Annotated in this window: 13 protein-coding genes; all 13 read left to right on the plus strand. The window is 32.6% G+C overall.

The features are described from left to right. Positions 1-16 precede the first annotated feature (16 nt). The 13 genes from ACJJVK_RS03840 to ACJJVK_RS03900 all read left to right on the plus strand — a co-directional run bounded on the left by ACJJVK_RS03840 (position 17) and on the right by ACJJVK_RS03900 (position 21,400). Positions 17-1,186 carry a putative glycoside hydrolase gene (locus tag ACJJVK_RS03840; RefSeq protein ID WP_405563353.1) on the plus strand — a complete coding sequence of 390 codons (1,170 nt, stop codon included), beginning with the start codon at positions 17-19 and terminating at the stop codon, positions 1,184-1,186. Between the two features lie 25 nt (positions 1,187-1,211). Then, the gene (locus tag ACJJVK_RS03845) at positions 1,212-3,905 is read left to right on the plus strand and encodes a glycosyl hydrolase family 95 catalytic domain-containing protein (protein ID WP_405563355.1); all 2,694 of its coding nucleotides are present in this window, start codon (positions 1,212-1,214) and stop codon (positions 3,903-3,905) included. Positions 3,906-3,922: 17 nt separating this feature from the next. Continuing rightward, positions 3,923-5,041, plus strand: coding sequence for an alpha-L-fucosidase (locus ACJJVK_RS03850; protein WP_405563357.1), 1,119 nt, complete (start codon positions 3,923-3,925; stop codon positions 5,039-5,041). A gap of 3 nt (positions 5,042-5,044) precedes the next feature. After that, entirely contained in the window at positions 5,045-7,252 is a 2,208-nt protein-coding gene (locus ACJJVK_RS03855) for a right-handed parallel beta-helix repeat-containing protein (RefSeq protein WP_405563359.1), read from the plus strand. A 223-nt stretch (positions 7,253-7,475) separates the two neighbouring features. Beyond that, positions 7,476-9,044: an arylsulfatase gene (locus tag ACJJVK_RS03860; protein WP_405563362.1), complete on the plus strand. Its 1,569-nt coding sequence runs from the start codon at positions 7,476-7,478 to the stop codon at positions 9,042-9,044. Positions 9,045-9,111: 67 nt separating this feature from the next. Beyond that, entirely contained in the window at positions 9,112-10,701 is a 1,590-nt protein-coding gene (locus tag ACJJVK_RS03865) for an alpha-L-fucosidase (RefSeq protein ID WP_405563365.1), read from the plus strand. Positions 10,702-10,736: 35 nt separating this feature from the next. Further along, a complete protein-coding gene (locus tag ACJJVK_RS03870; RefSeq protein WP_405563368.1) occupies positions 10,737-12,365 on the plus strand; it encodes a glycoside hydrolase family 172 protein in 1,629 nt (542 codons plus the stop codon). 38 nt (positions 12,366-12,403) lie between these two features. Continuing rightward, a complete protein-coding gene (locus ACJJVK_RS03875; RefSeq protein ID WP_405563370.1) occupies positions 12,404-13,888 on the plus strand; it encodes an arylsulfatase in 1,485 nt (494 codons plus the stop codon). 10 nt (positions 13,889-13,898) lie between these two features. Beyond that, a complete protein-coding gene (locus ACJJVK_RS03880; RefSeq protein ID WP_215994376.1) occupies positions 13,899-15,407 on the plus strand; it encodes a sulfatase-like hydrolase/transferase in 1,509 nt (502 codons plus the stop codon). A 2-nt stretch (positions 15,408-15,409) separates the two neighbouring features. Further along, positions 15,410-17,779, plus strand: a complete 2,370-nt coding sequence (locus ACJJVK_RS03885) for a right-handed parallel beta-helix repeat-containing protein (protein WP_405563373.1) — start codon at positions 15,410-15,412, stop codon at positions 17,777-17,779. A gap of 27 nt (positions 17,780-17,806) precedes the next feature. Next, complete coding sequence (locus ACJJVK_RS03890; protein ID WP_405563375.1) at positions 17,807-19,432, plus strand: family 43 glycosylhydrolase; 1,626 nt, start codon at positions 17,807-17,809, stop codon at positions 19,430-19,432. Positions 19,433-19,440: 8 nt separating this feature from the next. Continuing rightward, positions 19,441-21,072 (plus strand): family 43 glycosylhydrolase, encoded by a 1,632-nt coding sequence (locus ACJJVK_RS03895; protein ID WP_405563378.1) that lies wholly within the window; start codon positions 19,441-19,443, stop codon positions 21,070-21,072. Position 21,073: 1 nt separating this feature from the next. Continuing rightward, positions 21,074-21,400: a sulfatase-like hydrolase/transferase gene (locus ACJJVK_RS03900; protein ID WP_405563381.1), complete on the plus strand. Its 327-nt coding sequence runs from the start codon at positions 21,074-21,076 to the stop codon at positions 21,398-21,400. Positions 21,401-21,405: the final 5 nt, after the last annotated feature.

Raw genomic sequence — 21,405 nt, forward strand, 5'->3', positions numbered from 1 at the left:
TTAAAAGGAATCAAAAATGATAAAAGCAAAAATTTTAGTACTACTATTAACCTGTGTAGTTGCCACTGGTTTTGAATTAAGTGCACAAGAAAAAACATATATAAATAGCGATGGAAGTACATTTGTACCTAAAGATTTTTATCCAAAATTTAGTTGGGAAACAACACCTCAATATTTTATGTTTCAGGATAAAAACCGCTTATTAACTTCTGAGGAAGTGAAATTTATAGCAGCGCGAACAGATTTTATTTGCATTGAAAAATCGCACGGAAAAAAACAATTAGGATCTGCTGAGCTTGGAGCTAAAAAAGAAGCAAAAGCATTTAGAAAAGTAAACCCTAACATCAAAGTGTTGTTTTATTTTAATTCTGCCTATGCTTGGACTTATACTTCTTATACCAAAGATTTTACCAAGAAAGGTGTCAAGAAAAATCCAAAATTAAAAGAGTTTTTAATTAATAATCCAAAAACAGGAGAACTAGCAGAACATTTTGGGGCATATTGTTATGATTTATTAAATCCTGAATTCCGAGAATGGTGGGTAGAAACTGTAGCAAAAGGAGTTAAAGAGTCTAATTGTGATGGTGTTTTTATCGATCAAATGCATGGAAACAGTAGGTTTCGTAAGGAAGAGAAACCTGAGCTTCAAAAAGCAATGGGAGAAATGATGGCTGCACTAAAAAAGAAGTTGGGGCCTGATAAAATATTGTTAGGTAACAATGCCAATAATAAAGATGCAAGTGATGTATATCCTGTTTGTGATGCAGTAATGTTCGAAAACTATTCAAAAGCAAGATTTAAAAAAGAAAGCTTACTAAGTGAATGGGGAGATATGCTAAAAAATGCCAAAGAAGGAAAAATATCCGTTTTTCGACTTGGAGTTGATGGGTTTGGAAGAGGAAATATTCAGCCTAATATGCCAGAATTATCTAAAGAAAAATTGGAGTTTTCTCTTGCTTGTTATTTAATAGGAGCTCAACCCTACTCCTACTTTATGTACAGTTGGGGATGGAAATTAAGAACAGGGCCTTTAGTAAATTATCCTGAACTACAAAAACCTCTTGGTGCTCCTAAAGAGGCTTACAAGAGAATAACACCAAATGGTTGGGAATTTACTCGTGAATTTGAACACGCCAGTGTTTGGGTAAATACAGAAAGTAGAAAAGCAAAAATATCTTGGAAATAAAGTAATTAAGTAAAATATTTAAAAAATGAAAATTAAAAATAAATCTATTTTATATACGTGTAATTTGTTAATGTTGATGGTTTTTAATACGTCAATTTTTGCTTGCGCAGTAAATAAATCTTCGTCAACTAATCCTCTTAAAAAAAACAATACAGTTACCAGTAAAGTTGGTAAACCCAACAAAACATTACGTCTTTGGTATAATCAGCCAGCGACTAATGATAATAAAGGTTGGATAAATCGTTCAATTCCAATGGGAAATGGTTACATGGGCGTTAATGTTTTTGGTGGTATTGCCACAGAACGAATCCAAATTACTGAAAATAGTTTATATGACTGGGCAGAAAAAAATCGTGGTCTTCGACGTAAAGGGTTGAATAATTTTGCCGAAGTTTATATTGATTTTGATCATCAGAACACTAAAAACTACAAGCAAGAATTAAACTTAAATAAAGGTGTTTCTTTTGTAGAATATGAACAAAATGGAGTAAAATATTCAAGAGAATACTTTACAAGTTATCCAGACAAGGTAATGGCAATTCGTTTAAATGCCTCCGAAAAAGGTAAATTATCATTTACATTGCGTCCAACAATCCCTTTTTTAGGAGAAGCAAAATCAGGCACTGTTTCTGCTAAAGACAATATAATTACCCTTTCTGGGATAATGAATTACTACAAAATCAAGTTTGAAGGGCAGTTCAAAGTGATTCCTATAGGAGGTAAAATGAACGCAACCAAAAAAGGTACAATTAGGGTTTCTGATGCTGATAGTGCTTTAATTCTGATTGCAATCGGAACCAATTATAAACTAGATTCTCAAATATTTCTAACGGATGAACCGACTAAAAAATTGGAAGGTTTTCCAGATCCTCATAAAAAAGTAACTGCATATTTAGAAGATGCGTCAGCAAAATCTTATAACGAATTATTGAAAAATCATTTAGCAGATTATACCAACCTTTATAATAGAGTGAATTTTAATTTGGGCGCTGATGAACCTAAAATTCCAACAAACGAGTTGATTGATGCATATCCGAATGGAAATTCTAGCAAATACCTAGAGGAATTGGCATTTCAATATGGACGTTATATGTTAATATGTTCTTCTAGAAAAGGGACACTTCCCCCCCATTTACAAGGAATTTGGAATGTTTATGAAAGACCTCCTTGGTCATCTCAATATTTACACGATACAAACTTACAAATGGCGTATGCACCTGTTTTTTCAACTAATTTAACTGAGTTGTTTGAATCTTATGCAGATTATTTTAAAGTTTTTGAAGCACGTCAACGTTTATATGCAACACAATATATTAAAGAGTTTAATAGTGCAGAGCTTGATGCTAATGGAGATAATGGTTGGTCTGGGCCATTTTGGAGTAATCCTTATGATATTCCTGCCAAATCTAAAGTAGCAGGTTTTGGAACAGGTTCATGGATTGGTTTACTATTTTGGGATTATTTTGATTATACACGTAATAAAACCTTGTTAGCAAATAAAGTATATCCAGTAATTTATGAACAAGCTAACTTTGTGTCTAGATTCGTTACAAATACTGATGGTTTTTTATTAGCCAATCCATCATCTAGTCCAGAACAAAAGTTAAGAAATACAGTAGGTACAACTTTCGATCAACAAATGTTTTTCGAGAACCACCACAACACCCTAAAAGGTGCTGAAATTTTAGGAAAATCTGATGTCAGACTACCAATATTCAAGTCACAACTTCCTCTATTAGATCCAATCCAGATAGGAAAATCAGGTCAAATTAAAGAATTTCGTCAAGAAGAATTTTTCGATGATATAGGAGATCCTAATCATAGACATACTTCAATGTTGTTAGGTTTATATCCAGGACAATTGATTAACGACAAAACTCCAGCTTGGTTAGATGCTGCTGAAGTTAGCCTCTTAAAACGAGGTCATAAAACCAACATTGGTTGGGCACGTGCAGAAAGAATAGCAATGTGGGCAAGAGTACATAATGAAGAAGAAGCTTATTCTTATTATAAAGAATTACTAAGCGAAAACTATTTACACAATTTATTTAACGATCATCGTGGAGATCCATTGTTTCAAGCAGATGCGAATTATGGTGCTACAGCTGGAGTTGCAGAAATGCTTTTGCAAAGTCAAGATTATGTAATTGCACCTTTAACTGCTTTGCCAAAAAACTGGTCAGAAGGGAGTTATAATGGTTTATTAGCTCGTGGTAATTTTGAAGTTTCTGCAGCGTGGTCAAAAGGTCAAGCTAAGAAGTTTGAAGTATTGTCTAAATCAGGAGGAATCTTAGAGTTTAGATATCCAAATGTTGCCAAAGCAATTATTAAAACATCAAAAGGAAAAACTGTAAAATTTGTTGTTAAGGATAATGATTTAATTACTATTAAAACAGAAGTAGGGCAAATTTATGTTATCAATGCGATTCCAGAATTTACTTCTGTAGAGGCACCTTCGAAATTGAAGATTGTTAAAAAAGATAATGAAGTTAAACTTTCTTGGAATAAAAGTAAGGATGCTGTTTCGTACAATATTTATAGAGCTGTAGGCAACTCACCAACTTATGAGTTGGTCGCTTCTAAAATTACTAATACTGATTTTGTTTATAAACTTTCTGAACTTAAAAAAATCAGTCAGATGATATTCAAAGTTACATCAGTAAGAAACGATGGACGTGAAAGTAATAAAGGTGCAACAACAATTTTGCTATTACCTTAAAGTTTAAATTTTAGCAAATGAAAATATTAAAAAATATTAGCTGCCTGTTTATTGGAGTATTCATTATTTTTTTGAGTATTACTAGTTGTAAAAAACAAGTTGAGGTACCCTCCTATTTAAAAGGATATGAAGATGCCTATGCAAAAAATCCAAGAGTTGCTGCTTTACAATGGTTTGAAGAAGCAAAGTTTGGCATGTTCATTCACTATGGATTATTTAGTTTAACGGAAGGATATTGGGGAGAAATACATTCAAAACCAGCAGAATGGGTGCAATTGCGTGCAAAAGTTAGACCTGATGAATATGCAAAATTAGCAGATAAATTTACCGCTGAAAATTTTGATGCAGATTTAATCACAGATTTGGCTGTAGATGCTGGCATGAAATACATCAATATTACTACCAGACATCATGATGGATTTAGTTTGTTCGATACAGAATTTAGCGATTTTAAAAGTACAAATAGTGCTGCGAAACGAGATTTGGTAGCAGAATTAGCAGAACAGTGTCATAAAAAAGGTTTAGGCTTATTTTTCTATTATTCTCATGGACGTGATTGGAAACATCCACATTCGCCTAATAGAGAAGACTGGCGTGGAAACCCAAAGCCAGATTATAATCCTAAAGAAGAATCATATAAATATGGTGAAGAACAAGACTTGCAATTATATGTAGATTTTATGAAGAATCAAATAACAGAGTTGTTAACCAAATATGGCCCAATAGCTGGAATTTGGTTAGATGGTAGAGCCGTGCCTAATTCTACGCCTGGAAAAATTGATGAGTTGAAAATTCAAGAGTTATACGATCATATACATTCACTTCAGCCTCAAGTTTTGGTTTCGTACAAACAAGGCGTTCTTGGTACTGAAGATTTTAAAGCTCCAGAGCGTCATTTTAAAGGTGAATCAGACGTTCCTTTAGAAATTTGTAACACCATGCAACCTTATGCTTGGGGTTATGATAGAGATAATGATGTAGGACACAAAACAGCAGATGAAGTGATGGAAATGTTAGCACACACAAAAAAGATGAAAGCTAATTTATTATTAAATATTGGGCCATTACCAGATGGAACTGTTTTTCCAGATGACATTAAAACGTTAAAAGAAGTTGGAAAACGCTTAAAGAAATAAACGATGAAAACGATTTTAATCCAATTTAAGTGGATACTTTTTTCACTTTGTATAATCCTTTTAACAGGATGTAACAATTCGAGTGAAAAGATAGAATTATACGTCTCCATTTCAGGTGATGATAAATCATCTGGAACCACTGTTGCTCCTTTAGCAAGTATTCCAAAGGCTCTTGAAATCGTTAGAGAATTTCGTAAAAAAAGAAATTCAAATCCCGCTTTTATCTATTTAAGTGGAGGACGTCATCAATTAAATAAAACACTTGTTTTAGGTATAGAAGACGGAAATCAGAAATCAAATTCAGTATCAACACAGTTAACTTTTGCTGCGTATCCTAAAGAAAACCCTATTGTGAGTGCAGGAATTTCCGTAAATGGATGGGAATTATTACAATCGCATCCTGAATTACCACAAGTAGCAAAAGGCAAAGTTTGGGTGGCAGATATTCCTGAGGAAATTGATAAATTTTATACACTCTATGATGGGAAAGGACGCCTAAATCGTGCAAGAGCAGAAGGTTTTATACCCACTAAAATGGGGGATAAAAGAACAGTTCACTTTCCAAAAGGAAAAATAAAGAATTGGGAAAATCTTAAAGATGTTGAACTAAATATAAGACCCAGTCGTGCTTGGATGATTAATATGTTACCATTAGAATCTGTAGATGAAGAAAAATTAGTAGCAAAAACAAAAGTATCATCAACGTATGCTATGGGAGAATTAGCACATTGGGTACATAAAAAAGATGGAAATTCTGCTTGGATTGAAAATACACTCGAAGCTTTAGATGAACCTGGAGAATGGGTAATGAATTCTAAAACACGAAAAATTTATTTGTGGCCAAGAATCACAACAAAAGAGGGTGCTCCAAAAGGAATTTTAGCACCCACAACAAATGAACTAATTCGCGTAGAAGGAAATATCGATTATAAAGGCACTAAAGACCAACCAGTAAAAGGTATTTCATTCTCAGGGATTACATTTTCTCATGCAGATAGAAGAGCTTGGGTAGATGATAAAGAGCAATTGGGTTGGGGTATGCAACACGATTGGGATATGTTTGATGCGCCAACAGCAGCTTTACGTTTTAGAGGTGCAGAAAATTGTGAAGTTATCAATTGTAAGTTTATAAATTCTGGTGGATCTGGTGTTCGTTTTGATTTGTACGCACAGAAGAATAACGTAGAAAATTGCGAATTTTCGCATCTAGGTGAAGCAGGAATTTTATTAGCTGGGTATGGACCAGGCACCAAAGATGTTAATCACCATAATAAAATTATCAATAATCATATTCATCACTTTAGTGAAATAACATGGCACTCTCCAGGTATTTGGGCGTGGCAAAGTGGTTACAATCAAATTGCACACAATTTTATTCATCACAGTGGATATGCTGGAATTTTAATTACCAATCGTATTGAACCCGATAGAAAATTAAATGGTGAAGGAGGCAGAACTGTAAGGCATCACGAAATTCCTGATGAAGTTATTAAAAATACAAAAGAGAATTACGAAAACTGGAAAGTCCGTGAAAAATTTAATCATTCAAGACACAATATTATAGAATATAACGAAATTACAAATGCGGTACAGTTATTGTCTGATGGTAACTGTATTTATGTTTCTGGCGCAGGTACAGGAAATATTGTTCGCTATAATTATTTACACGACAATTTAGAACATTCAATGCCAGCACCAATTCGTTGTGATGATGATCAGCATGAAACATTGATCTTTGGTAATGTTCTTTATAATAATTACGCTTTTAGTGCAGGAATTGCTTCTAAAGGAGTCAATGATATCATCAACAATATTATTGTAGCGCCAAGAGTAGCACCACGATTTGGATACATCAGTTTTGAATGGGTTCCAGTAACTGGTTCAAAAGCACATAAAAATATTATTATTTCTCATCCTGATGGAGGAAATGCCTATGCAGAAAGACCTCGTAAAAACCAAGTAAAAAACCTTCCAAATTTAGAACAAACTGATATGGATGGAAATTTGTATTATCATTCTAAAAATCCAAATTGGATGACTTCACATTTTAAAAGAATGCGTTCATTGGGAAAAGAGAAAATGAGTCAATTTGGAGACCCGATGTTTATTGATGTAGAAAATGCAAATTTTGGATTTAAAGCAGATAGTCCAGCTTTAAAACTAGGTATAGAACCATTAGATGTAAGCAAGATGGGAATGATTAAAAACTAAATTAAATTTTTCTGGTTTTTCTTGATTAAACTGTAAGATAGTACAATTGAGGTCATAAGAATTCCAATATGGTAGTTTTTAGCAAATTAATAGTTGTTAAGAGCAAGTATGTTAAGATATTTAAGAGCAAATTTGTAATAAATAGAAATTTTTAATCAGGAGTAAAAATTGCTATAAGTTTTCAAAATATAGTATTGCATTACTCCTTAAATGTACTTACAAAATGAAACAAAAACTATTAGTTGTCTTCACGTTATTTTTAATTTACACAGTTAGTGGTCAAAATAAATCTCAGAACAAAAAACCCAATATCATTTACATATTAGCAGATGATTTAGGAATAGGAGATTTAAGTGTTTATAATGAAAACAGTAAAATACATACCCCACATTTAGACCAGTTAGCTGATGATGGAATGCGATTTACAGATGCCCATACTTCATCTTCAGTTTGTACACCAACCAGATATGGTATCATAACAGGAAGGTACAATTGGAGAACACCATTAAAACAATTTGTAACTTGGGGTACTTCACCAATGTTGATAAAAGATGATCGTTTCACTGTAGCCGATTTGTTACAACAAAATGGTTATAAAACTGCAAATATTGGTAAATGGCACTTGGGGTTAAATTGGGATCTAAAAGACACTAGCAAAGAATTAGAACATTACTCTAGTGTTAAAGATAAGTATCCAATGGAACAATTAGATTATACAAAACCCTTAAAAAAAGGAGCTTTAGATTTAGGTTTCGATTATTCCTATTTATTAGCAGCATCACTAAACATGCCTCCTTTTGTGTATGTAGAGAATGATAAAGTGGTGATGCAGCCAACAGGTATTTCCGAACAAAAAAGAAAATCAAATAAATATGCGTATTGGATAAAGGGACCAATTTCTAATGATTTTAAACATGAAGAAGTGTTACCTGTTTTTGTTGATAAAACAGTTTCTTATATCAAAGAAAACGCAAAAGACGATAAACCTTACTTTATCTACTTACCATTACCAGCACCACACAATCCAATTTTACCAACGGCACCTTGGAAAGGAAAAAGTAAAATAAATCCTTATGCAGATTTTGTTTTAATGATTGATGATTTAATGGGGCAAATATTTAAAGCAGTTAAAGAAAGTGGAGAAGAAGACAATACAATTGTAATTTTTACAAGTGATAATGGATGTGCAGCAAATGCCAATTATGGAGTATTAAAATCTAAAGGACACAATCCAAGTTATATTTATAGTGGAAATAAAGGGAGTTATTTAGAAGGTGGTCATCGAGTTCCTTTTATCGTAAAATGGCCAGAAAAAATTAAGCCTAATACTATTTCTGATGCAACCATTTGTACCACAGATTTTATGGCAACCACTGCCGATATTGTAAATTATAATTTAAAAGATAATGAAGCAGAAGACAGTTATAGTATGTTGCCTTTGTTGTTACAACAAAAAGGATATGAAAGAGAAGCAACTATTCACCATAGCAAAGAAGGTGTTTTTGCTATAAGAAAAGGAGATTGGAAATTAATTGTATCTGCAAACAAAGGGTTAAATGCTATGGGAAGACCTTTAAAAAAGTTAAAAGACTTGCCAGAAATTATATTGTATAACTTAAAAATTGATGTTGGAGAGCATGTGAATTTAGCAGAAAAACATCCTGAAAAAGTAAAGGAACTGAAGCAATTATTAATCAAACAAATTAATGATGGAAGAAGTACATCAGGAAAACCACAAAAGAATGATGAGATAGATTTTCCTTGGGTACAGGCAGCTTTTGCTATAAAATAAATTAGGAGTTTTTTACGGAAATAGGTTTTCAAGAAAATAAACAAAATTTAAACAACAATATATGTTTATGAAAAAGGTATTTATTGCATTGCTCGTTCATCTTTCAGTAATTCAAGGTAGTTTTTCACAAGAAAAAGTATGGAGTGAAACTGAGTTGGAAAAACAAGAAAGAATGGCTTGGTGGTCCAATGCCAAGTTTGGTATGTTTTTACATTGGGGTGTTTATTCTGCTTTTGGAGGAGAATGGAATGGCATTGATTATGGAAAAGAAATGGGAGCTGGAAGTGCAGAATGGATCTATCTTTTAGCTGATATCCCTAAGGAAGCTTATGAAAAAAAAGCACAACAATTTAATCCTGTAAATTACAAACCAGCAGAATGGGTAAAAATGGCCAAGGATGCAGGCATGAAATATATGGTGTTAACCACAAAGCATCATGATGGATTTGCCATGTTTGATACAAAAGCATCTGACTGGAATGTTGTAAAGTCGTCAGCTTATAAAAAAGATTTGTTGAAAGAATATATAGATGAATGCCATAAACAAGGTATGCGTGTTGGAATTTATTATTCACATGAAAAAGATTGGTATCATTATAAAAAAGTAAGAAGAAATGCTGCTGTAGTTCCAGAAGATTATAAAAAAATAGTAAAAACTCATTTAGAAGAATTATTAACTAATTATGGTCAAATCGATTTAATTTGGTTTGATATGGGCGTAAAAAGACATGCAGATTTAAATCAAATGTGTTATGATTTGGTTCGTAAATATCAACCTAATTGTGTTGTAAGTAGTCGAATTGGAAATAATCTTGGAGATTATGAAAACTTAGGAGATCGTGAGTTAGCTTCTCCTGGTGCTGAAGGATACCTAGAATCTATAATGACTTTAAGACATAATTGGGGCTATGACAAAAATGATTCAAACTGGAAACCTTCAGAAGAGGTAATTTCAATGTTGTCAAAGTGTGCTTGTAGAAACTCAAATTTTCTATTAAATATTGGCCCAGGACCTGATGGTTGTTTTACTCCTGAAGAAACAGCGCGTTTAAAAGATATCGCAAAATGGACAAAAGTAAATGGAAAATCTATTTATGAAACAAAAGGTTCTCCTTTTAAGGGAGAGTATAAATGGGGTTCTATAACAACAAAGGAGAAAAAAGTTTATTTACATCTTTTTGGTGATGAAAATAAAACCATCAATATAAACGGGATTAAAAGCAAAGTAAATAAGGCCTATGTTTTAGGCAATAATACACCTGTTCTTTTTACTCAAAATACAGACAAGGCAACAATAACAGCAACTATTCCAAAAGATACATTTAATCAAACATTACCTGTGGTTGTTTTAGAGTTGAATGGTGACTTAGAAATAGATTTAGCTAAAGGACCAACATGGATTCCTCCAAGTATACATCATACAAAACGCAAAGAAACTTCAGGAATATTAGTTGAATCTGATGGAGTAAATTTTATGCTAAATGATAATAAAAAACAGCATTCATTCAGTTTAAATGAACAAATACAATATCGTATTAATGATCATGGTAATATCCAAATAATTCCAGCTTTTATGCTTATAAAAGATAACAGATATAAGGTTGTTAGTACTAGAGGAAACATTTCTGTAGTAGAAATTATCACATTAATGAAATAGTTTTAATAGGGAGCTTCACTTCAAAAATAGAAACAATGCAAAAAAGCGTAATTAAACTAATTTTATTTTCATATTTAATTTTGATGACAGTTGTGCTGTTATCATCATTTAATGCCAAAAAAACAGAAATTAATATCACATCACTCTTAAATGAAATGATTGATAGAGATAGAGTTGCAAGTTTTCCAGAAAAAGATTTTCGTTTAAAACAAGAGAGCAGTTATAATCGTGCTTCTATAAGCCCAAAAGATTCAGTGGGTTGGTTTACAAACAAAGATTTAAATAATAATGATAAAGATCGCAACTTTATTAGAATTGAAGAAAATAATGGGCAAAAAGAATGGGTTTTAATGGATCATAAAAATCCTGGGGCAATTGTACGTACTTGGATGCCTTTTAGATCTACAAAAAGAGTAAACACAAATAGTATTATTAAGATTTATTTGGATGGAGCTACAGAACCAACACTACAAGGAAATATGCTCAATCTTTTAAACGGAACAGGTTTAATTCCTTTTCCTTTGGCACATAAATCTTTACGATCTGCAGTGTCTTTTTTTCCAATTCCTTATGCAAAAAGTTGCAAAATCACGGTTACAGAACGTCCTTTTTTCTATCAATTTACCTATAGAGAGTACTCAAAAAAAACAAAGATAAAAACGTTTACATTGGAGGATTTCAATAAAGCAGAAGATCAAATAAAACAGGTTTGTAAAACTTTAATGGCTCCAGAGAATACAGCAGAAGGAAAAACGGTAAGATTAAAAGAAACATTGAAGCCTAATGAAGAAAAATCTATTGCTTTGCAAAAAGGTAATGCAGCACTTCGTGTTCTTTCATTGAAGCTTGGAAGTTATAAAGATTCTTTAATAACACGTTCTGTTATTCTAAAAATGGAGTTTGATGGGCAACAAACGGTTTGGTGTCCAATAGGCGATTTTTTTGGTTCAGGAATTGGTTTAAACCCTTTTCAAGGTTGGTATAGAACTGTTTCAGAAGATGGAACAATGTCCAGTCGTTGGGTAATGCCTTATCAGAAATCAGCTAAAATCTCTGTACTTAATTTAAGTAGTCAACCAATTGATATCGAATTGAATACAATAATTGGAGATTGGAAATGGGATAAAAACAGTATGTATTTTAATGCTGCTTGGAGAGGGCAAAACCCTGTTCCTACACGTCCTTTTTCAGATTGGAATTATGTAACTCTTAAAGGACGAGGAGTTTATGTAGGTGATGCTTTAACTATAAAAAATCCAGTTGAAAAATGGTGGGGAGAAGGAGATGAAAAAATTTGGGTAGATGGAGAGGATTTCCCATCTATTTTCGGCACTGGTACAGAAGATTATTATGGATATTCTTGGGGAGGTATGAGCACCGATTTTTACGAACATCCATTTCACGCACAACCTTTTAGTTACAAGTATAATAAATTAAATAGAAAAACGAATATAGGAGAACGAAACACAAAAGGGTATAGTACAGAAACGCGTACACGTTCATTAGATGTGATGCCTTTTGGAAGTTCACTTCAACTAGATATGGAAGTTTGGAGTTGGACAGATTGTGATATGGCTTATGGTGTAGGTGTGTATTGGTATGGAGATGCTGCAACAACGTCAAATAGAGTTCCAGATCCAAAAGCAGTATTGTCTGCCAATTAAAATTACTATAAAAAATAATAAAACTAAAAAAATATAAAATGAAATCACTTAAATTTATTCAAATAGGATTATTGATCTTGATGGCGAATTGCACAGTAATCAGTCAAAATAAATCGCTTAAAAATACCAGACCTAATATTATTTTGGTGATGACAGACGACCAAGGAATGGGAGATTTGGCGTGTATGGGAAATCAAGTTTTAAAAACCCCAAATATTGATGCTTTTTATGCCAAATCAACGCGCTTTACAGATTTTCAAGTAAGTCCAACTTGTGCCCCAACAAGAGCTGCAATTATGAGTGGAAATCGTCCTTTTGAAGTTGGAGTAACCCATACAATTTTACAACGAGAAAGAATGTCTCAAGAAGTATTTACAATGCCACAAGCCTTGCAATCAGCAGGATATAAAACAGGTCTTTTTGGAAAATGGCATTTAGGAGATGAAGAAAAATATTTACCTACAAATAGAGGTTTTGACGAAGTTTTAATGCACGGAGGTGGAGGAATTGGACAAACTAGATATGGTGATTTTCCTGCAAATGAAGAAAATTTGTATTTCGATAATGTTTTGCTTCACAATGATACTATTGTTAAAACCAAAGGGTTCTGTACAGATGTGTTTTTTGATGCAGCTATGGCTTGGGTTAAAAAACAAAATGAAACAAACGAACCTTACTTTGCATACGTTTCTTTAAATGCACCACATGCACCATTGGTGGCACCAGAAAAATATAAAAAACGCTTTTTAGATTTAGGGTATGATAAAGGAACTGCTGGGCGTTATGGAATGATTGAAAACATTGATGATAATTTTGGAGCAATGATGCAAAAATTAGAATCTTGGAATGCCTTAGAAAATACACTAGTTATTTTTATGACAGATAATGGAGCTACACATTTAAGTGGTAAATTAAATGGAAAAAAATTAAGGCATTTTAATGCCAACCTAAGAGGAGGAAAGAATTCACCTTTTGAAGGTGGTACACACGTACCTGCGTTTTGGTATTGGAAAGGTAAATTAGGCAAAGGAGTAGATATCGATAAACTGGTTTCTCATATCGATTTATATAAAACGTTTACTGAAATTGCAGGAGTAGAACTGCCAAAAAAAATGCAAAAATTAAGCGGTCGTTCTTTATTACCACTTATTAAAAATCCAAATTCAGAATGGTCAGATAGAGAACTATTTATACACTGTGGTCGTTGGAAAGACGGTCAAAGAGAAGAATTTAAATTTAAAAAATCTGCGGTTAGAACACAACAATGGCGTTTTAGCAACAACAAAGAGCTTTTTGATATTTCTGTAGATCCTTTCGAAAAGAATAATGTAGCAGCAGAAAATCCTGAGGTAATTGCTGGGTTGCAAAAATCTTTCGATCAATGGTGGGAGAATGTAAAACCATTAATGGTTAATGAAGGTTTGCCAAAAGTAGCGCCCGAAGATCAACCTTTTGCAAAACGTTACATGAAACAACTAAAGGAATCTGGTATACCAGATTGGGCGCCAGAAAAAGTTGAATAAAACTTATAAAATGAAACAGTTTGTATTCGTATTTTGTTTAATGCTAGCTAAGATCGGTTTTGCTCAACAGCCAAATATTGTTTTTTTGATGACAGATGACCAACGTTGGGATAATTTTGGATGTTATGGAAGACCAGAGTTTAAAACGTTAAACATAGATAAATTAGCAGAAGAAGGAGTTGTTTTTGACAAAGCCTATTACCCTGTCGCAATTTGTATGCCTAGTAGAGCTACTATGATGTCTGGGCGTTATTTGTCTAATCATAGAGTAGGCTTTTCCTATCCAAATAACCTTACTTTTTCAAAGACAGATTTTAAGGATACATACCCAGCTAGATTGAAAAAATCTGGATACAGAACAGGATTTGTAGGTAAGTTTGGTTTTCCTGTCACAGATAAAGCTTATCATGCAAAAGGTGGTGTTTCTGGTTATGATTTACAAGAACATTTAGGAGAGTATTTTGATTTTTTTACAGGAAGAGGAGTACATTTTAGAGGAACTTTTAAAATGTGGCCAGAAGATGCAACTTTAAAGAAAATTTATGCTGAAGATAGACCTGTCAATGAAAGGACTTTAAAAACTGGAGATGCAATGATTCATTTTTTAGATACGCAACCAAAAGATGAACCTTTTTGTTTGTCAGTTAGTTTTTATGCAGTAAAAAACGACAAAGATAGAGACATGTACCCTCCTCATGTAAAGTTGTTTGAGAACCAGAATTTTAGTGTACCAGAAAATTGGGTTGAAGGCAAAAACACAAAACTACCGAAGTTACTTGACAATTGGAGAGGTGTTCCTCTTCATAAAAAAAGAACATCAACTCCTGAATTATATCAAAAATTAGTAAGAAGATTTGCAACACAAGGATATACCGTAGATCAGCAAGTAGGAAGGTTAGTTAAAAAATTAAAAGAAATGGGTATTCTTAATAATACCATAATTATTTATACCAGTGATAATGGACGTTTTCATGGTTCTCAAGGTTTATATGATAAGGCAATTCTTTATGAAGAATCTATAAAAGCACCATTAATAGTTTTTGATGGTCGTAAAACCAAAGAAAAAAGAGGTTATAGAGAAGCTGCATTTGTGTCTTCTGTAGACATAGCACCTACTATATTGTCTTTTGCAGGTATAGAAACACCAGATAAAATGCAAGGAAAAAGTTTTACGGGCATCTTAGATAAAACTCAAAATATGGAGAATTGGCAGAAATCGGTCTATTCAGAAAGTCTTTTTATTTCGAGCTTACATTCTAAAAGAAAATACCCAGATTTTGAAATAGCAAATCAAGAGATCATTAAAGCCAATAAATCATATAGATCAAGAGGTGTTAGGAATGATAAATATAAATACATCATTTATTACGAGCATACTCCTGTAATTGAAGAACTATATGATTTAGAAAATGATCCTTATGAGATGAATAATTTAGCAAATGATAAAAAGTTCGCTAAAGTAATAATCAAGCTCAGAAAAGAAACAAAAAACACACATCAAAGAATTCAACAAAATTAATTATGAGAAAATATATATTGAACTTTGTTTACATTTTAATAGTTTTTTTTATAACATCAACCTATGCTTTAGATATTTATGTGAGTCCAAATGGTTCAGATAAAAACAATGGTGACGCAAATAATCCTTTAGCAACATTCGGAGCAGCACAACAAAAAGCAAGAGCGTTTGCAGGTAAAGAAAGTGTTACTATTTATTTTGCTGATGGTGTTTATTATTTGCCAGAAACTATCGTTTTTAATCCAAAAGATTCAGGTTCAAAACAATTCCCAATTCTATATCGTGCTCAAAATGAAGGAAAAACAGTATTAAGTGGAGGGATAAAATTAGAACTGAATTGGAAACCCTTTCAAAACGGAATTTATCAAGCAAAAACACCAAAAGGAATAAAAATTGATCAGGTTTTTATTGATGGATTAAATCAACGTATGGCACGTTATCCTAATTATGATGCTAGTAAGAAAACAGCTCCTTATCAAGGTTTTGCTGCTGATGCTTTTTCAAAGGAAAGAGCTGCAGGATGGAAAAATCCTAAAGGAGGTTATATTCACGCAATGCATGCTAAAGAATGGGGAGGCTATCATTATATCATCACTGGTAAAAATAAAGAAGGAGAAGTTACCTATGAAGGAGGTTGGCAAAATAACCGACAAATGGGGATGCATCCAGAATATAGAATGGTTGAAAATATTTTCGAAGAACTAGATGCTGCTGGAGAATGGTTTCATAATGAAACAACACAAACTTTGTATTACAAACCAGAAGCCACTGCAGATTTAAAAAAGGCTAAAGTTGAGGTGGTGCAATTAGAGCAATTGATCAATTTTCAAGGGTCTATAAAAAATCCTATAAAACATATTAGCTTACAAGGTTTTGTCATAAAACACGCTGCCAGAACTTTTATGCAAACCAAAGAACCTATGGTGCGTTCAGATTGGACCATTTTTAGAGGAGGTGCATTTATGTTAACAGGTACAGAAAATATTCAGATTTTAGATTGTGAATTTGATCAAGTTGGCGGAAATGCCATTTTTGTAAATAACTACAATAGAAAGACTTTAATAAAAGGAAATTACATTCATCATACAGGAGCAAGTGGAGTTTGTTTTGTTGGTGATCCAAAAGCTTTACGTGATCCGTTGTTTGAATATGGACAGAAAAATGATATGAATACTGTTGATAAAACTCCTGGTCCTAAAACAGAAAATTATCCATCATTAGGTACTGTTGAAGATTGTCTAATTAATAATATTGGCACTGTAGAACGTCAACCTGCAGGAGTGCAGATTGAAATGGCGATGGAAATAACCGTCAGAGATTGTTCAATTTACGATTGTGCTCGTTCAGGAATTAATGTTGGAGATGGCGCTTTTGGTGGTCATTTAATTGAACGTTGTGATGTCTTCAACACTGTATTAGAAACCCACGATCATGGTTCGTTTAATTCTTGGGGAAGAGACCGTTTTTGGCGTCTTAAAAATGCAGATATGAGTAAATATCCAGAATTACCATTTGCAGATGCCATAAAAACTACTGTAATTCGTAATAGTCGCTGGAGATGTGATCATGGTTGGGATATTGATTTAGATGATGGTTCTACCAATTACGATATTTATAATAATTTGATGTTGTCTGGTGGTTTAAAACTTAGAGAAGGATACAGAAGACGTGCTTGGAATAATATTACTGTAAATAATACTTTTCATCCACATGTGTGGTTTGAAAATAGTGGAGATGAGGTGTTTTCTAATATTTTTATGTTTGTATATCAAGGTGTAAAAGTACCAACAGCAAAGAATCCAGGCAAGCGAGTTGATAGTAACCTTATTTTTAACTCAGAACTTACACAAAAGTTTGGATGGGATCAAAACTCAATCGTAGCTGATCCTCAATTTATAGACCCAGCAAATGGAGATTTTAGAGTAAAAGAAGGTTCTCCAGCCTTTAAAATTGGGTTTAAAAATTTCCCTATGGATCAATTTGGTGTTAAAAAGCCAAGTTTAAAAGCAATTGCAAGAACTCCAATAATACCTGTCTTAGGAGTCTCAGAAGAACTTAAGAATAAAAGAGCAGCAAAAAAAGGAAGAAAACCTACTTGGTTAGGAGCTGCTGTTAGTGGGTTATCAGGTATGGAGTTTTCTGCTTATGGAGTTACTAAAGAAGATGGAGGTATTGCCTTAATTAAAGTGCCCAAAAAATCTAAAGCAGCAAAATCTGGATTATTAGAAGGTGATTTAATTTTAACTATAAAAGGAAAAAAAGTGGCTAATTTGAAACAATTTTTTCGATTGATAAAAAAAGTTAGAACTTCAGAAATTGCTTTAAAAGTTGTTAGAGAACAGAAAGAAATTGAAATCAATATTTCTTTATAAAAAACGCTTCAACTTAAAAAATATATAATGATGAAAATAAAAATAGTAATCTTCTTTTTATTACTTGGGTTACAAATGAATGCTCAAAAACGTCGTTCAAACCCAATTGTAAGCCATATGTTTACTGCAGATGCATCTGCTCATGTTTGGAATGATGGTCGTTTGTATGTGTATCCATCAACAGATGTTGCGCCTTCCAAAGGATATAAAACTATGGATGGTTATCACGTATTTTCTACAGATGATATGATTACTTGGAAAGATCATGGAGAGATACTTCATTCTAGAGATGTAGATTGGGGAATTGAAAAAGGAGGATTTATGTGGGCGCCAGATTGTGTTTTTAAAAATGGTACGTATTATTTTTATTTTCCACATAAAAACAAAAAAGGTGCTTGGGAAATAGGTGTAGCAACTAGCAAAAAACCAGCATCAGATTTTAAACTGCAGGGATATGTAAAAGGCCTGAATAAATTTTGTGATCCAGGTGTTTTTCTAGATGATGATGGGCAAGTTTATATTTATGCGGTAGTAGATACAAAACCTTATGCTGCAAAATTAAAGGAAAATATGATGGAGATTGAAGGAGAAATGACCGAACAAATCGGTGCTACAGGTCATAGAGAAGGTCCTTTTGTTATCAAACGAAAAGGCATGTATTACTTAATATATCCAGATCATTTTCCAAAAACGAATAAAATGGGCTATGCAATGAGCAAAAACCCATTAGGACCTTGGGAGTTTAAGGGAGTATTTTTAGACAATACAGATGTAATTACAATGCATGGTTCTTTGGTTGAGTTTAAAGACCAATGGTATGTGTTTTATCATAATGGAAATTTATCAGGAAGTATAGGTACTAATAGGTCTATATGTTTTGATCCTGTTTATTTTAATGAAGATGGAACTATCCAAATGGTAAAGCAAAGTTTAGGTGTTACATTACCAACTTTTCATCAAGACATCAACTTTAATGAAATGTTTGGAACATTAGATTTTGGTGAATACACAAAATCAGATTTAGAGAAAAATGGAATCCAAATCAACGTAATTTCATCTATTCAAATTCCTAAAGGATATGAAGTTACCTGTTTTGAAAAAGACCATTTTAAAGGAAAATCATGGACGTTTCAAGAAGATAGAATCGATTTAAACGCAATTGGCGCGAACAATCAAATTTCTTCTATAAAAATATCAAAAATAAAAATTGAAAATTTGGTACAGAATCCTTCTTTTGAATTGGCTACTCAAGGTTTGGTAAAACATTGGTTCAATAAAAGACCTAAACCTTATGTTCGATATAGAGATGAAACAGCAAAAGGATATTATTCATTAAAATACGAAGGTAAAGGAACTCCAAAACCTTTAATTCAAAAATTAGAGATTGAACCTAATATTAAATATGAATTAAGTGTTCAGTTAAAAGTAAAATCGGGTACAAAAGGGAAGGTCATTTTTGATACTAATGGAGCTTTTGATAAAACTTGCAAGTTTGAGTTAGATGCTAAAAACAAATCCGAAGAATGGATAACTTTCAAAGCTGAATTCAATAGTGGAAAAACAACCAAATTACAATTACGTTCTATCATTTCTAAAGATTTTGATGGTGTTGGTTATTGGGATAATGTATCACTTATAAAAATTAAAGAATAATTTCTAATATGAAAACAAAAATAATTTTCGTCGCTTTATTGTTGGTTTCTTTCGTAAAGATTGAAGCTCAAGATCGTCGTTCAAATCCTATCGTGAGTCATATGTTTACTGCAGACCCATCTGCACACGTTTGGCAAGATGGTCGTTTGTATGTATATCCATCTTCAGATCCAGCTCCTTCAAAAGGATATAAAACTATGGACGGTTATCACGTATTTTCTACAGATGATATGATTACTTGGAAAGACCATGGTGAAATATTACATTCTAGTCAAGTACCATGGGGAAGAAAAGAAGGCGGATTTATGTGGGCACCTGACGCTGCCTATAAAAACGGAACGTATTACTATTATTTTCCTCATAGATCAGGGCAAGGTAGAGATACTTGGAAAATAGGGGTTGCAACCAGTAAAAGCCCTACTTCTGGTTTTAAAGAACAAGGTTATATTAAAGGTTTAAAGTCGTTAATAGATCCATGTGTTTTTACCGATGATGATGGTCAGTCTTATTTGTTTATTGGTGGTGAAGGAGATCCTACAGGATATAAACTGAAAGATAATATGATGGAGATTGAAGGGAAACCTCATTCAATTAAAGGTTTAGATGGTTTTAGAGAAGGTTTGTGGATGTTTAAACGTAAGGGGAAATATTACATTATTTACCCTGATGATTTTCCAAAACGAAATAAAATGCGATATGCCATCAGTGATAATATTTATGGTCCTTATGAATGTAAAGGTGTATTTGTAGATAGCACAGATATTATTACCATGCATGGTTCTGTTGTCGAGTATAAAGACCAATGGTATGTATTTTATCATAATGGAAACTTGTCTGGAGGTATAGCAACCAACCGTTCAGTTTGTTTTGATCTTATTTATTTTAATGAAGATGGCACCATAAATATGGTAAAACAAACATTAGGTGTAGCATTGCCAACTTTTCATAAAGACATCAATTTTAATGAAATGATGGGTGCATTATCAGAAGGAAATTACAATCAGGAAAAATTGAAAAAACAAGGTATTCTACCAAATGAAATATTGTCAATAGAAATTCCAAAAGGATATATAGTTGAAGGTTTTGAAGAAGATAATTTCAAAGGAAAATCTTGGGTTTTGGAAGAAAATAGAATCGATTTAAATGTTATTAAAGCAAATAACAAAATTACATCTATTAAAGTATCAAAATCAAATATTGAAAATTTGGTAGAAAACCCTTCCTTTGAATTGATTACTCAAGGTCAAGTAAAAAACTGGTATAACAGAAATTCTAAAGGATTTTCTCCTTTTAAAGACAACACAGCAAAAGGATATTTTGCACTTCAATACCAAGGAAATGGAAAAATGAAACCTTTAATTCAAAAAGTAGTATTAAAACCAAATACGAATTACGAATTAAGTATTCAGCTAAAAGTAAAATCGGGTACAAAAGGGAAACTTATTTTTGATACCAATGGAAGTTTTGATGAAACGTGTAAGTTTGAATTAGAAGCAACAAACAAAACAGATGAATGGGTTCAGTTTAAAGGCACTTTTAATAGTGGTGATATGACTAATTTACAATTAAGATGTATCACTTCTAACGATTTTAATGGTGTTGGCTATTGGGATGATGTAGTTTTAACAAAACGCAAATAAAATGAAAAAACTACCTAAATTATTGACAGTGTTTTTTTTACTATTTACGTTAATAATCACTGCTCAAAAAAAAGAAACCAAACCGAATATACTTTTCATTTTAGCAGATGATTTAGGATATGCAGATTTGAGTGCAACAGGAAGTACATTTTACGAAACGCCCAATATTGATAAAATTGTAAACGAAGGAACAGTATTTACAAATGGATATGCCAATAGCCGAGTTTGTAGCCAATCCAGAGCAAGACACTATATTACTATACATGTTGGTCTCCTACTTGTGAAGCTTGGCTCAAAAAAAATAAATTTACAAAAATGCCTTCTTTAGAGAAG

It is taken from the genome of Polaribacter sp. Asnod6-C07, from assembly GCF_045063625.1.
Taxonomy (GTDB): Bacteria; Bacteroidota; Bacteroidia; order Flavobacteriales; family Flavobacteriaceae; genus Polaribacter; species Polaribacter vadi_A.